This is a genomic window from Paenibacillus sp. MMS18-CY102 (genome assembly GCF_009789195.1).
Lineage (GTDB): Bacteria > Bacillota > Bacilli > Paenibacillales > Paenibacillaceae > Paenibacillus_T.
In genome coordinates this window covers 1-14744 of the sequence record NZ_WSTC01000035.1, presented here as the reverse complement: position 1 = coordinate 14744, position 14744 = coordinate 1, and the positions used below count along the sequence as shown (strand labels likewise).

Annotated in this window: 16 protein-coding genes and 1 riboswitch; all 16 genes read left to right on the top strand. The window is 52.0% G+C overall.

Going from position 1 to position 14744, the window contains the following annotated elements; genetic code table 11:
• The first annotated feature begins 24 nt into the window (after positions 1–24).
• The 16 genes from GON22_RS21130 to GON22_RS21055 all read left to right on the top strand — a co-directional run bounded on the left by GON22_RS21130 (position 25) and on the right by GON22_RS21055 (position 14516).
• Positions 25–1143: a cobalt-precorrin-5B (C(1))-methyltransferase gene (locus GON22_RS21130; RefSeq protein WP_160398104.1), complete on the top strand. Its 1119-nt coding sequence runs from the start codon at positions 25–27 to the stop codon at positions 1141–1143.
• Positions 1136–2395 carry a precorrin-6y C5,15-methyltransferase (decarboxylating) subunit CbiE gene (gene cbiE / locus GON22_RS21125; protein ID WP_160398103.1) on the top strand — a complete coding sequence of 420 codons (1260 nt, stop codon included), beginning with the start codon at positions 1136–1138 and terminating at the stop codon, positions 2393–2395. Before GON22_RS21130 ends, cbiE begins: the two co-directional genes overlap by 8 nt.
• Positions 2392–3114, top strand: coding sequence for a precorrin-2 C(20)-methyltransferase (gene cobI, locus GON22_RS21120; protein ID WP_160398102.1), 723 nt, complete (start codon positions 2392–2394; stop codon positions 3112–3114). Before cbiE ends, cobI begins: the two co-directional genes overlap by 4 nt.
• Positions 3111–3905: a precorrin-4 C(11)-methyltransferase gene (cobM, locus tag GON22_RS21115; protein WP_160398101.1), complete on the top strand. Its 795-nt coding sequence runs from the start codon at positions 3111–3113 to the stop codon at positions 3903–3905. Before cobI ends, cobM begins: the two co-directional genes overlap by 4 nt.
• Positions 3898–5019: a cobalamin biosynthesis protein gene (locus GON22_RS21110; protein WP_160398100.1), complete on the top strand. Its 1122-nt coding sequence runs from the start codon at positions 3898–3900 to the stop codon at positions 5017–5019. Before cobM ends, GON22_RS21110 begins: the two co-directional genes overlap by 8 nt.
• Positions 5016–6464, top strand: a complete 1449-nt coding sequence (locus GON22_RS21105; protein ID WP_160398099.1) for a cobyrinate a,c-diamide synthase — start codon at positions 5016–5018, stop codon at positions 6462–6464. The genes GON22_RS21110 and GON22_RS21105 overlap by 4 nt, the downstream gene beginning before the upstream one ends.
• Positions 6451–7008 (top strand): cob(I)yrinic acid a,c-diamide adenosyltransferase, encoded by a 558-nt coding sequence (locus tag GON22_RS21100; protein ID WP_160398098.1) that lies wholly within the window; start codon positions 6451–6453, stop codon positions 7006–7008. Before GON22_RS21105 ends, GON22_RS21100 begins: the two co-directional genes overlap by 14 nt.
• A gap of 39 nt (positions 7009–7047) precedes the next feature.
• Positions 7048–7605, top strand: a complete 558-nt coding sequence (locus GON22_RS21095) for a nitroreductase family protein (protein ID WP_160398097.1) — start codon at positions 7048–7050, stop codon at positions 7603–7605.
• Between the two features lie 70 nt (positions 7606–7675).
• Entirely contained in the window at positions 7676–9202 is a 1527-nt protein-coding gene (locus GON22_RS21090) for a cobyric acid synthase (protein ID WP_160398096.1), read from the top strand.
• 45 nt (positions 9203–9247) lie between these two features.
• Positions 9248–9440: riboswitch (cobalamin riboswitch) on the top strand.
• Positions 9441–9592: 152 nt separating this feature from the next.
• On the top strand, positions 9593–10360 hold the full coding sequence (locus GON22_RS21085) for an energy-coupling factor ABC transporter permease (RefSeq protein ID WP_160398095.1): 768 nt from the start codon (positions 9593–9595) through the stop codon (positions 10358–10360).
• Positions 10357–10644 carry an energy-coupling factor ABC transporter substrate-binding protein gene (locus tag GON22_RS21080; RefSeq protein ID WP_160398094.1) on the top strand — a complete coding sequence of 96 codons (288 nt, stop codon included), beginning with the start codon at positions 10357–10359 and terminating at the stop codon, positions 10642–10644. Before GON22_RS21085 ends, GON22_RS21080 begins: the two co-directional genes overlap by 4 nt.
• Positions 10637–11437, top strand: a complete 801-nt coding sequence (gene cbiQ, locus GON22_RS21075; protein ID WP_160398093.1) for a cobalt ECF transporter T component CbiQ — start codon at positions 10637–10639, stop codon at positions 11435–11437. The genes GON22_RS21080 and cbiQ overlap by 8 nt, the downstream gene beginning before the upstream one ends.
• Positions 11434–12300: an energy-coupling factor ABC transporter ATP-binding protein gene (locus tag GON22_RS21070; protein ID WP_160398092.1), complete on the top strand. Its 867-nt coding sequence runs from the start codon at positions 11434–11436 to the stop codon at positions 12298–12300. The genes cbiQ and GON22_RS21070 overlap by 4 nt, the downstream gene beginning before the upstream one ends.
• An 11-nt stretch (positions 12301–12311) precedes the next feature.
• A complete protein-coding gene (locus GON22_RS21065; RefSeq protein ID WP_160398091.1) occupies positions 12312–12677 on the top strand; it encodes a (2Fe-2S) ferredoxin domain-containing protein in 366 nt (121 codons plus the stop codon).
• Between the two features lie 195 nt (positions 12678–12872).
• Complete coding sequence (locus tag GON22_RS21060) at positions 12873–14195, top strand: ABC transporter substrate-binding protein (RefSeq protein WP_160398090.1); 1323 nt, start codon at positions 12873–12875, stop codon at positions 14193–14195.
• Positions 14196–14204: 9 nt separating this feature from the next.
• Entirely contained in the window at positions 14205–14516 is a 312-nt protein-coding gene (locus GON22_RS21055) for a hypothetical protein (RefSeq protein WP_160398089.1), read from the top strand.
• Positions 14517–14744: the final 228 nt, after the last annotated feature.

Genomic DNA, 14744 nt, shown 5'->3' with positions numbered 1-14744 from the left:
TTAAGCCCAGAAGGGAGGATCGCTGTGAGCGAGCGGCAGCAGGAGGATAACAAATCCGAACAACCGATGAGGCATGGCTTTACGACTGGCGCATGCGCAACTGCAGCTGCCAAAGGCGCGCTCACGATGCTGATTACCCAGCAATCGGTTCACGCTGCGGAGGTATGGCTGCCGGCAGGCTTTGCCCATACGTTCGAGCTGATCGAGGGCGATTATACGCGGGATATGGCGCAGATTGCGACCATTAAAGATGCGGGCGATGATCCGGATGCGACGCATAAGGCGAAAATCATCGCCACTGTCACTTGGAAGGATGGCGGCGGGATTGAGCTGGACGGCGGCGTTGGCGTTGGCCGTGTCACAAAACCGGGCCTCCCGGTTGCTGTTGGCGAAGCCGCTATCAATCCAGTGCCGCGAAGGATGCTGACGCGGGTGGCCGAGGAAGTGCTGAGCGAGTTTGGCATTGCTTCGGACCGCGGCGTCAGAATCGTTATCTCGGTGCCAGATGGCGAAGAGATCGCCAAGAAAACGTTGAATGCGCGCCTCGGCATCCTTGGCGGCATTTCTATTCTCGGGACACGCGGCGTCGTCGTGCCATTCTCGACCGCTGCCTACAAAGCAAGCGTTATCCAAGCGTTGCAAGTAGCGAAGGCGTCTGGCTGCAAGCACATTGCTCTTACGACGGGAGGCAGCAGCGAAAAGTATGCGATCAAGATGAACCCGGAACTGAGTGAGGAAGCGTTCATTCAGATGGGCGATTTCGTAGGGTTTTCGCTGCAGCATGCCAAGCGGCTTGGCATGGCGAAAGTGAGCCTTGTTGGCATGATGGGCAAGTTTTCGAAGGTGGCGCAGGGCGTCATGATGGTGCACTCGAAGAGCGCGCCTGTTGATTTTGCTTTTTTGGCTCAGGTGGCAGCCGAGGAGGGCGCAAGTTTAGAACTACAGCAGGCAATTATGGAGGCCAATACCGCATCCCAAGCAGGGGATCTTGCAGCGGAAGCGGGAATTGGCACATTTTTTAATCGATTATGCGAGTATGCCTGCCGGCACGCTCTAACGCATATCGGTGGCGGAATAACGGTAGAAACCGTACTCGTCACGATGAAGGGCGAGATACTGGGGAGGGCGGAAGCAGTTGGATAATCGGATTCATATTATCGGCATTGGCGACGACGGCCCTCGGGGGTTAAGCGCAGCAAGCCTGCAACGGATTGATGGTGCCGGCGTGCTCGTTGGCGGCGAGCGCCATTTGGCTATGTTTCCGGAGGCTGGTAACGAGCGAATCGTACTGAAAGGCGGGCTTATGCAAACCGTCGAGCGGCTGATTAGCTTGCGTGAACAGTCCCAGGTTATCGTGTTGGCTTCTGGAGACCCGTTGTTTTATGGGATCGCAGGCTTTATTGCCAAGAAAGCGGGTGCAGACGCTGTATGCATTCACCCTCATTTAAGCTCAATACAGCTGGCATTCTCCAAAATGGGCGAAAGCTGGCAGGATGCGGTGCTGGAGAGCGTGCACGGAAGGCCGATCAAAGGGCTTGCACAGCGCATTGACGGCAAAGCAAAAGTAGCGCTGTTGACGGACGAAACGAATAGCCCAGCAGCCATCGCGGCGTATTTGCTCGATTTCGGCATGGATGAATACGATGCGTTCGTGGCGGAAAATCTTGGCGGCGAAGATGAACGGTACGGCTGGTGGTCGCTAGCGGATATGGCGGCTGCTACATTTGCTCCGCTCAATGTTGTTGTATTGAGGCGAAGGCTGGATGCGGCGCCTATGCGGCGGCACGGCTTCGGATTTGAAGACCATGAGTTCGACCAACGGAAGCCGGATAAAGGGCTCATAACGAAAAAGGAAGTGCGCGTACTAAGCTTGGCGGAACTGAAGCTGAAGCTAGACAGCATCGTTTGGGATATCGGCGCAGGCTCCGGTTCTGTCGGTGTCGAGTGCGCAAGGCTAGCGCCGCTGGGGCAAGTGTTCGCACTTGAGAAAAATGAAGGCGACCTTGTAAACATTACGAACAACAGCCGCAAGTTCCGAGCGGACATTACAGCGATTCATGCGAAGGCGCCAAATGGATTGGACGGCCTGCCAGACCCGGACGCGGTATTCATCGGCGGAAGCGGTGGCGAGCTGCGCGAGCTCATACGCATCTGCTGCACGCGCCTGAATGATGGCGGACGCATTGTCGTGAACGCGGCAACGATTGAAACGCTTGCAACGGCGCAATCGGCGCTGCGCGAGAACGGCTTTGATGCGAATATTGCGCTCGTTCAAATTTCGCGTAGCAAACCGATTTTGGACATGACTCGATTTGAAGGGCTTAATCCGATTTATGTCATCACCGGAAGCCGGGGGAACGAAGCAGTACAAGAAGCAAAGGGGAATGAAGAATGACGACTACCGCTTTAAAATTAGGGACGCTGTACGGCGTAGGCGTTGGCCCGGGAGACCCGGAGCTTATTACCGTCAAAGCGTTTCGATTGTTGAAGGAGTGCCCGGTAATTGCTTACCCGAGAAAACGGATGGGCGCCAAATCCTACGCGCTTGAAATCGTAGAGCTTTATGTCAATACGGCTGAGAAGGAGATGCTGGGGCTCGTCTTTCCGATGACCAAGGACCAAGCAACGCTGGATCGGGAGTGGAATAAGACAGCCGAGCTGATCTGGCAGCATCTGCAGGCGGGCCAAGATATCGCTTTTGTGACCGAGGGCGATCCGAACCTGTACAGCACGTTCATTCATATGGCGCGGCTCATGCAGCAGCTCCACCCAGAGGTGCCAATCCTTTCGGTTCCCGGCATTTCATCGGTACTCGGCGCGGCTGCAAGGCTTAATGTGCCGCTTGCGGACGGCGATGATCAAGTGGCGATTGTGCCCGCGACTGGCGACCGTGACGAGATGAAGCGTGCAATTGTCGAGCATGACGCAATCGTATTTATTAAAGTAGCGAAGGTTTTGGATATGATGATCGACATCTTGGAAGAGCTTCATCTGGTCGACAAAGCTTCTGTAGTAACGAAAGTCACTTCGCCGCAAGAGCTCGTCTGGCGCAACATTCGTGAGCTTAAAGGACAGGAGCTGGAATATTTAACGCTAATGGTGGTGAGAAAATGACGCTCAACCCACAAGTGTATATTGTTGGCGCAGGCCCGGGAGACCCGGATTTAATAACGGTCAAAGGGCAGCGTATTTTGCAGCAGGCGGATGTTGTGTTATACACCGATTCGCTCGTAAACGATGAGCTTATCGCACGGGCAGGCGAGCACGCGACGGTGTTGCAAAGCTCGGGCATGGACCTGGAGCAGATGGTTCAGTTGATGGCTGCGTCGGTACGCGAAGGGAAATCGGTTGCGCGCATTCATACGGGAGACCCGTCGATGTACGGCGCGATTTTGGAGCAAATGGTGCTGCTGAAGCAAGAAGGCATCGCGTATGAAATCGTGCCGGGCGTTAGCTCGGTGTTCGCGGCAGCGGCGGTGCTCGGCGCAGAGCTTACGGTGCCGGATTTGACACAGACGGTCATTCTCACGCGCGCGGAAGGCCGAACGCCTGTCCCCGAGCGGGAAAAGCTGCGAGACCTCGCATCCCACCATTGCACAGTCGCGCTCTATCTAAGTGCGACGCTGGCCAAGAAGGTTGTAAGAGAGTTTCTGGAAGCCGGGTGGGACGAGGATACGCCTGTAGCAGTCGTGCAGCGGGCGACGTGGCCGGACCAGAAAATTTTGCGTTCAACGCTGCGCAATTTGGCGGAAGATTTGCGCCAGGCGGGCATTCGCATGCACGCGATGATTTTGGCCGGCAAGGCACTCGATCCTTCGCTGGTCGATCGCGATGAGCATCGCTCAAAGCTGTATGACAAAACGTTCACGCATGGCTACCGGAAAGGAGTGGCGGCAAGTGAGTAACCCTTTTGCCGCTGTTGCGATTACGAAGCATGGCGTGGAGATGGCGCGGGATTTAGTTGAACGTTTTCCTGGCACAGACCTGTACTATATGAGCAAATTCGCTCGCGGCGACGAAGCGATGAAGGGCTACCAGATGTTTGAAGGCTCGGTAAAGCTGATTTTGCCGGATTTGTTCAAGCAATATAACGGTCTTATTATTATCATTTCGCTCGGAGCCGTCGTACGCATGATCGCTCCGATTCTTGAGGATAAGAAGAAAGATCCCGCCGTCGTCGTCATCGATGACCGGGGCGAGCATGTGATCAGCGTTTTGTCCGGCCATTTGGGCGGCGCGAATGAATTGACCCGCGAGTTGGCGACCGTGCTCGGCGCACGACCAGTTATTACAACAGCTTCGGATGTGCAGCAAACGATTCCCGTCGATCTGTTTGGCCGCAGCTTTGGCTGGACCATCGAAAGCTTCGACAAAGCGACGCCGGTTAGTGCATCGGTCGTCAACGAGGAGCGTGTAGCCGTCGTTCAGGAGACAGGCGAAACGAACTGGTGGACATACGAAAAGCCGCTGCCCAGCCATATCCGTGTGTATACGGACGCACAGGAAGCAATGCATGCGGAATTCGATGCCACGTTGCTTATTACGGATAGGCTGATCGCTCCAGAGGAAGAAGCCGTTCTACTGCGCAATGGCGTGTTATACCGTCCTAAGTCGCTGGTCATTGGCATGGGATGCAACCGGGGAACGCCGGCGGATGAGATCGAAAGTGTCATTTTCGAAACGCTTGCTGAACTGCGGCTCTCGTTACGAAGCGTTCGCAGCATCGCCACGATTGATATCAAGAAAGATGAGCAAGGCTTGCTTGAAATCTGCGGCAAATATGGGTGGAAGCTCGAAGCCTATACGCCTGAGCAGCTTAACGCGGTGCCGCTCGCGAACCCATCGGAGACGGTGTTTAAGTATACAGGCGCTTACGGCGTATGTGAGCCGGCTGCTTTGCTTTCGAGTGGCGCATCGGAATGGCTGTTGGAGAAGAAAAAGAGCGGCAATGTGACGATTTCGATTGCCCGTGTGCACTATCCGCAAACAACCGCCGCCGGTTCGGGGGCTGGGCGATGAGCGGCGAACGCAGAGCCCGCTTAGTTATCGCTGGAACGGGCAGCGGCGCTGGCAAGACGACGGTCACGATTGGCTTGATGGCTGCACTGAAACGAAGGGGCATGCAGGTTCAAGGCTTCAAATGCGGTCCAGACTACATTGATCCGTCCTACCATACGGCAGTTACAGGACGGCAGTCGCGAAATCTCGATACTTGGATGCTGCCGCACGATACGATGAAGGAGATTTTTTTGCGCGGCTCGGCGGGGGCGGATATTTCCATTATCGAAGGTGTCATGGGCATGTTCGACGGGAAAGATCCGTTGTCGGACACAGGTTCCACAGCAGAAATCGCTTCATTGCTGCAAAGCCCCGTGCTGCTCGTCGTGAATGCGCAAAGCATGGCGCGCAGCGCCGCAGCTGTTGTGCTCGGCTTCCAGCAGCTGGCTGGAGACGGACGAATTGCCGGTGTCATCGTCAATAAATGCGGCAGCTCCGGCCATTATAAGCTCGTTAAAGCGGCGATTGAACAAGTGTGCGGCATTCCTGTGCTTGGTTGGCTTGGGCGAGATGACGAGCTGCAGGTTCCTGAGCGGCATCTGGGCCTCGTGCCAGCAATCGAGCGGGGCGAGCTAGAGCCACTGTTCCGCCGCGCGGCTGATCTCATTGAGCAGGGCGTGGATTTGGATGCGGTGCTTGCGCTTGCCGAACAAGCGCCGCATCTGGACTGGCCGGCGAATAGGCTTTTTGCAGAAATGCCCTGCGAAGCTGGAGCCGCTGGCGATGCTATGATCCCGGCGCATTCACAACCGATCATAGCCGTTGCCAAAGACGCGGCTTTCAACTTCTACTACCCGGAAAATCTGGAGCTGTTAGAGCAGCTCGGCGCTCACATTCGCTTATTTAGCCCCCTGGCGGGAGAGCAAGTGCCGGAAGAAGCCGATGGCGTGTATATCGGTGGCGGCTTCCCCGAGGAATTCGCTCCCCAGCTTGCGGCTGCAAGCCATGTTGGGCGTGGCTTAAAGGCAAGAGCTGAGGCTGGACTGCCCGTATTCGCCGAGTGCGGAGGATATATGTATTTGTCCCGCTCGATCACAGACCGTGCAGGCATTAAACACGAGATGGTAGGCCTTATACCGGCAGAAGTGCGGATGCAAGCGAAGCTTGCGGCGCTCGGTTACCGCGAGGTGAAAGGGCTGCGCGACAGTTTGCTGCTAGCCGAAGGCGAGACGATTCGAGGGCATGAGTTTCATTACTCGACACTATGTCCTGATCATGAGAATTATCCTTATGCCTATGAGACGAAAGGCCTCCGAGGGACAGGACAAGATGGTTACGGCTTGCCTTCGCTTACGGCGGGGTATTCGCATGTCCATTTTGCCTCGAATATCGGAGCGGTCCGCCGTTTCATTGCACAGTGTGCGGCATACCGCATAAAGAGGAGCGTGTCCAATGGCATCGGCTGACCGGAGAGCATCGCGCAAAGGTTATGCGCTCGTCTACACGGGAGACGGCAAAGGGAAAACAACGGCATCCATCGGGCTTGCGGTACGCGCGGCCGGCCGTGGCTATAAGGTGCTGATGCTGCAATTTATTAAATCGCCGCAGCGCACCTATGGCGAACAGCTGGCGCTTAGCCGCATCGGCATCGAAATGCGCCAGCTTGGCGTCGGCTTTACATGGACCAAGACGCCAGAGGAGCACCGCGAGGCGTTGCAGAAAGCTTGGGCGATGGCGAAGGAAGAAGTGCTGCGTGGCGACTGGGATGTCATCATTCTCGATGAGATCAACAACGCGCTCGGTATCGAACGGTTTCCGATTGCCGACGTCCTTCCACTGCAAGAAGTAGTAGAGCTGATTGAACAAAGGCCAGCATACATGCATCTTGTATTGACAGGACGCGGAGCCAAGCCAGAAATTATGGAGAAAGCGGATCTCGTTTCAGAGATTCAGCCGATCAAGCATTACTATAACGAAGGCGTGCCAGCGGTGCTAGGGCTTGAATTCTAGCTGGCAGCGTACTTGCGAAAATAGATTGGATGCGTGCATATGTCAATTATAGATGCTTTAAAACAACGCCGGGCCGTTCGAAACTACGAGGCTCGTGAAGTGGAAGACGGCCAACTGGCCACATTGCTTGAAGCAGCGACTTGGGCACCGAACGACCGTTTGCGCGAGCCCTGGCATTTTTACGTCATTCGTGGGCAAGCCAAGGAACGGTATGAACAAATAGCTTCGGAGTTTTTGCAGGAGCGTTTCCCGACCAAACCGAACTTGGTGAAAGAGTCGCTCGCTGTGCTGGAAACTACGTCGCTGATGATTGTCGTTGCCGCAGATATCGTGCCCGGCGATGAAGCTTCATCTGAGGATAATGAGTATGCTGCGGCATGCGCGATCCACTCGATGTGGCTTGCTGCCCAAGAGCTCGGCCTTGGCCTTGTCTGGCGAACACGCGGCGTCGGCCTCGTTCGGGACCAACGCTTGCACCAGTTTATTGGCTCGCCGGAAAATAAGAAAATTATCGGAACGGTATTCGTCGGTTACCCAACTGCGGAAACGCCGTCGACGCCTAGAACCTCTTATTTGGAAAAGACAACTTGGCTCTAATGCGCTGCCGCGATGCAGGGAAATTTATCCTGCCGATGGCCACTAGCAGAATAGGGAAGGAGGGACAGGCTTGAGGCGTGCTAAGACGGTGATGTTTCAAGGAACTTCCTCTGATGTAGGCAAAAGTGTATTGACGACAGCGCTGTGCCGCATTTTACGGCAAGATGGGTGGGAGGTTGCGCCATATAAGTCGCAAAATATGGCGCTCAATTCCTACGTTACGCTGGATGGCAAAGAGATTGGCCGTGCACAAGGGGTGCAGGCGGAAGCTTGCGGCATTGCTGCAACAACCGACATGAACCCGATCTTGATTAAGCCGACCCGGGACATGACGGCGCAAATCGTCGTGCATGGCAAACCGCATCAGGAGATGAGCGCGACGAGATACCGGGAGGAGTATTTGCCTCTCGCCGCAGACGTCGTAATTGCTGCTCTGGAGCGGCTGCGCGCACAGTATGATGTTGTCGTGCTTGAGGGTGCAGGCAGCCCAGCCGAGATTAATCTCAAAAGCCGTGATATTGTCAATATGCGCATGGCCGGCTGGGCTGAGGCTCCTGTGCTTCTCGTCGCCGATATCGACAAGGGCGGTGTATTCGCGGCAATCGTTGGTACGCTTGAACTGCTAGAGGAGCATGAACGGCAACGCGTCAAAGGATTTGTAATCAACAAATTCCGTGGCGATATCAGCTTGCTTCAGCCCGGTCTCGATTGGCTGGAGGGGCGCACAGGCATTCCAGTGCTTGGTGTCATTCCGCATATGCCAAGGCTCGATATTGAAGCTGAAGATTCAGTTGTGCTGGAACGTCCGCAGCGTACTGCTGAATCCGAAGGCAAAGAGCTGGAAGTGGCGGTGATTAGGCTGCCGCGAATTTCTAACTTCACTGATTTTGATCCGCTGGCTGCCGAGCCTGACGTCGCGCTTCGTTATGTGGAAGGCGTGGAGCAGCTGCAACTGCATAGGCCCGACATTATTATTTTGCCAGGATCGAAAAACACGTTGGATGATCTAGCGTTCTTGCGCGCGAGTGGCTTGGCTGATGCGATTGGCCGCTTGGCTGAGGGCGGCGGCTGTACGATTGTCGGCATATGCGGCGGTTACCAGATGCTCGGCCGCAAGCTAAACGATCCGTTGCAAGTGGAATCGGATTGTGGAGAAGCGGCCGGCCTAGGGTATCTTCCGCTGGAGACGACATTTTATGAAGAGAAACGGACGGAACGTGTAAGCGGTTCCGTAAACAGCGAACATTCGGGCTGGAAGGCGTTCAATGGAACCTCCGTGTCTGGTTATGAAATTCATATGGGGCAGACCGTGCAGCTTGAGCCGGTTTATTCGTTATTTACGCTCGGCAATCGTGAAGACGGCGCTATTTCGCAGGACGGACGAATATGGGGAACGTATGTGCATGGCATTTTCCATGAGGACGCCTTTCGGCGGCAATGGCTGGATACTGTTCGCACCGCGAAAGGGATAGAGCCGATACGATCCATTCTCCCATTTAGCACCCGGCAAGACGAAGCTTTTGACCGGCTGGCATCGCATGTTCGCGATCATTTGAATATAGAGAAGCTTTACGAAATTATTGGATTAGAGAAGTGAAGCCCGATCCAACTTCGAGAAGAGAGGCCATCATTACAACAGCAGTTCAATATCGCGGAACTAGGTGCTCTCTCCGATCGGATGGAGCTTAATAGGGAAGTCCGGTGCAAGGCCGGCGCGGTCCCGCCACTGTAACAGAGGAGTCGCAGCAAAACGCCACTGGGCTTAGCCCCCGGGAAGGCAGTTGTACAGACGGTGATTCTGAAGCCAGGAGACCTGCCTAGTTCGACAACACAGTGATTGCCTACGGGAGATAGGGAGTGTTAAAGAGCATGGCTTGCTGCTATGCTTTTTCAAAGCGCCCTCACCCGCATCTATGCTGGATATGGCCGCTTTTTTTTGTGGTTTGGAATGGAACTTTTTTAACTTACATTTAATGGGGTGAAAGAAATGAAACGAAAAGGAGCGATAAGCAGCGTGTTGCTAGTTCTGGCATTTACGCTGTATTTATCGGTTAATGAACCGCAGACCGCTTATGCTATGCACATTATGGAAGGGTTTCTGCCTTGGGGCTGGGCGCTCTTCTGGTGGATTGTTTTTATTCCATTCTTTGTGCTGGGGCTTCGTGCCTTGATCCGAATAACGAGGGAAACGCCGGAATTGAAAATCATGCTCGGACTAGCCGGTGCCTTCACTTTCGTCTTATCAGCGCTTAAGATTCCGTCCGTAACGGGCAGCAGCTCGCATCCGACAGGAACGGGTCTTGGTGCAGCGATGTTCGGTCCATTGCCGATGAGCGTACTTGGCTCAATCGTGCTATTATTCCAGGCGGTATTGCTTGCTCATGGCGGCTTGACGACGTTAGGCGCCAACGCATTCTCTATGGCAGTGGCAGGGCCGATGGTCGGTTATGCGGTTTATAGAGGGATGATGAAAGCGACTGGAAAGCAGAAGCTGGCTATTTTTTCAGCTGCAGCTATCGCTGATTTGTCCACCTATGTCATTACATCGATACAATTAGCATTAGCGTTTCCAGCAGAGAGCGGGGGATTCCTTGCTTCCTTTGCCAAGTTCGGCGGCATTTTTGCAGTAACGCAAGTTCCGCTAGCCATCAGCGAAGGCCTGCTAACCGTATTGATCTGGAACTGGCTGCAAGCCAATAGCTCGGATGAGCTGTCTATCTTGCAACGCAGAATGAAAGGAGCAAAGGCATCGTGACCAGTCGAGTTAAAAATACGATGCTGCTCGCAGCCGTTATCCTCTTGGCGCTTATTCCGCTTCTCTTTGTAAACGGAGATTTCGGCGGGGCAGACGATGCGGCAGAGCAAGCTATCACAGCATTAAAACCAGACTATCAACCATGGGCTTCTTCGTTATTTGAGCTTCCTTCCGAAACAGAGAGTATGCTCTTTGCGCTGCAAGCAGCATTGGGTGCAGGTTTTATCGGGTATGCCATCGGATGGTTCCAGGGCAAGTCTTTGAAAAACAAGCGCAATGATTAAACGTATTGATTCGCTCTCGTACAATAATAAGCTTAGAAATGTAGCACCCATGTGGAAATTCACGTTTGCAGCCGCGTTATTCACGCTTTCTTATCTTTCCCACCCAATCATTCAGCTCGCTATTATGGGCTGGATGTTCGTCTGGGTTGTGGTGTACGCCCGTATTCCCATTAAGCAGTATGTTCTGTTGCTCACGTTGCCCTGTTTATTTTATGCGGCTAGCCTACCGGCACTCGTGCTTGAGATTGAACCAATAAGTTCTGGATCCGCAGCTTCTGGCAAAGTTCTATTAACAGCATTCCATTGGGCCGTTACGCTTAGTGACTCAAACGTATGGATGGCTGTTCAACTATTCGTCCGGGTGGCAGCCTGCTTGTCTTGCCTTACTTTCGTAACATTGACACTCCCGATATCGGAGCTGTTCCAAGTGTTTAAGAAGCTGCGAATGCCAGCTTTAGTGCTGGAACTGATGCTGATCATGTATCGTTTTTTGTTTTTGCTCATGGACACGGCATCGCGAATGTATGCAGCACAAGTTGCGCGCGGGGGACATTCGAGCTTTCGCAGCAAAATAAAGGACATGGCCATGCTGATCGTAAGGCTTTTCGACAAAACGATGCAAAGATACAAAGGGGTATCGAATGGATTAGTTGCGAGAGGGTTTACGAATGAAATTCTAATGCCTCCATATCATGCCATGCCGATGCCCGCGCGGTACAAGTGGGAAGGTTATATCGGTTTTGTCGTCTTGGCCCTAATTGAAGCATGGAATCGATGGAGGGGAATCAGATGAACCCAATTCTGGAGGCGTTGGATGCAAGCTTTAGCTATCCAGGCAGCGACCATAGTGCGCTCAATGGGCTGAACATGCAAATACCAAAAGGAAGAAAGACGGCAATATGCGGGCATAACGGTTCCGGTAAATCGACCTTTTTCCTCCAAACCGTGGGCATTCACAAACCGTCACGGGGCGCGATCCATTGGCACGGTTCGCCCATTGCCTATCGTCCCAACAATCTGAAAGAGCTTCGGCAGCATATCGGCCTTGTGTTTCAGGACCCGGAGCATCAGTTAATATTGGCTACGCCTTATGAAGATATATCGTATGGCCTTCGTAACGCAGGCATGCAAGAGCATGACATACAGGTTCGAACCAAGAGCATGCTTGCAACGATGAATCTGGCACCATTAGCCGACACGCCCATACATCATTTAAGTTTAGGGCAAAAGAAACGTGTCGCACTTGCTGGCGTCATGGCGCTTGAGCCTGAACTGCTGCTGCTAGATGAACCAACCGCGTATTTGGATCGGATCTCCGAACAAAAGTTAATCGAAGAGTTGGATCGCATACATGCTAACGGCGTTACGGTTGTAATGGCAACTCACGATATGAATTTGGCTTACGCGTGGGCAGATTGGATTCTCGTGATGGATCAGGGGCAGTGCGTGATGGAAGGGACACCATTAGAAATTTTCGAACATAAGGATCAGCTCGTAGCGCTTGGCCTGGAGCTTCCGCTTCTGCTCGAGGTGTGGCAATCGCTGCCACAGCACATGCAGATTCAGTCGGCTCCTCCTCGCAGCTTGCAGCAATTTCAACAGCTGATGCAACAATTTGATTCGTCAGTTCCGACCTCTGCCGGCCATAATCAATAGGGGGAAAGCGAATGGCAACATGGGACCTATCGGCAACTAAGCACCATGTATTGATCTGTAATGGCGGAAGCTGCATGCGCCGTCTCGGAGACGAGGTTACGCTAGCGATTCGCGAAGAAATCAGGTTACAAGAAGCTGACGATTACATTCATACGACAAGAACAAAATGTAACGGCCGCTGCGAGGATGCTTGTGTCGTAACGGTCTACCCAGAAGGCATCTGGTATCAAAATATGACGCCAGATAGCGGAAGGCAGCTCGTAAGGGAGCATTTGCTGCAAGGCCGGCCTCTACGTGAAAAAATGACATTTTCCTATCGCCATGATCATTTTGCACCGACTGGGAACGGTTCGAAAGGCCACTTGCGAAAAGGATAAGGTTAAATGTTAATATAGCTCAACATGAATCCTCGTAATTGCGAAAGTGATTATGAGGTTTTTTTGTGTTTATCAAATATATGAAGCATTTCCAGTCTAATGGATATATGTTACAATTATACCTGCTGTTTGTCACTATGTATGTTGTAAGAAATTTGGGCGAAACCGCCTAAGACTCGAGGTGTAATAGTAAGTATGGCCAAGAAGTTCATTGTATTGCTCGCCTTCATCTCTATGATTCTAATGAGTTGCTCCAACCGGGCCGAGCAATCAGACAAGCCTGTAACATTGAAAGTATTAGGTACGAGTGAAATGCTTTTTAATGAACAGTACGGCAACGTATTCGTTGCGACTCATCCGAACTACAGTATCGAATTTATATCGGCTTCTGATCCAATCTTGAATGGAGAAGATCCACTCTCGGCATATAGCCGTTTAATGGATCAACAGAAACCGGACGTCGTGATCCTCTCCAACAATATGTACACCTATCTGACTGGCAAAGGAAAATTGGTTTCTCTTAATGATTATATCAATAATGATGAGTACAACCTTTCGGATGTGACTCCTGCAGTGCTTAGCTTTCTTAAAAATGATGCCGGTGAGCTATATGGCTTAACGCCTACTTTTACAGGTACCGGATTATACTATAATAAGAAGTTATTCAAAGAATACGGCGTACCCGCGCCAACAAACGGCATGACATGGGACGAGTTATTTGTATTGGCCCAACGCTTCCCTACTTCTAATAATGGGGAGAAGCAATTTGGATATTACAGCTATGATGCTTATAATCCGTTTTTGATGGCACTTCATGTTGGCCAAAGCAAAGGCTTATCTTTGTATAACGGCAAGTCATTCACGTTCGAGACGGAATCATGGAAACACATTATCGAACAAGTAGCGGATTGCTTTAAGCAGCAAATTTGTTTTGACCGCAGTACGGCAAAATCGGCTGCCACAACAAACCGAGAAGAGATGGAGAAGAGAAGCTATCCATTTTTGCAAGGCAATATCGCGCTCGCTATGGATAGCTCTGATCTGTACAGCCTATTGATAATGAACAAAGACCGTTATGCTGATTTGGACTGGGGGCTGGTTACGATGCCTGGCAGTGAGGAAACGCAAGGGGCTGGGACGAACATCAATTTAACCGATATTGTTTCGATTCCATCGGATGCTTCGGAGAAGGAAGGGGCTTGGACATTTATTAACTATGTGGCAGGTGATCAATATGCACGTTTGCTGCCTCGCGTTAATCCGGGCCATTTGCCGGTTCGATTAGGGCCTGAGGGGGCACAAGGAGAGGCGTCGGCCTTTTATGCATTCGATCGGATTAACGACGGCTTATTTGATAGCTTGCGAGAATTGCCTATGGCGGTTATAAGCAAATTGGACGAGATCGGTCCTGCCAACTTTAACGATATTCTTTCTAATAAAATGACAGTAGACGATGCGATTAAACAAATGCAGAACGAGATGCAAGCGGAGCTTAACATAGCGAAACCAAATCAATAGGAGAGCAATATGACAGGCAATGAAAAGATTTCATACCATTTGGACATCATTAATAAGATGGCGCCAAACGGAGCATCGCCGCCACTTGACACTTATTGGGGCGAGATAGTCGACGTTCTTAGCCACGATATTGGCCAAACGAGAGAGCTGTTAATGAAATGTACGCCCAATGAAATTGATAGAATGGGTGGATATTTTGAGAATGTTTCAGAGAAGTTGCAGAGTTATAAGTTTATTGACTTACTTCGTGAGCTCCAGAAGAAGTATCCCGAAATCGATATAGAATTGGATATACAATGGGCAATTGATGCTTTGGATTAATGTTATAGACGGTCCCATAACTAATTGAGTGAACCAAAGTGGAATGTTTAGATCAATAAGCCAGCAGTCTAGGACTTGCAATTCGTCCAAAGGCTGCTGCTTTTTTTCTGTGAAAAGAATAACGCACACATGATGGACCTCGTCTTTGAAGAATGATGGGATTCTGTAAAAATGGCAATAGGATGCTCGGGAAGCGAAATATTCGGTTCCATGTTTAAACCATATTTA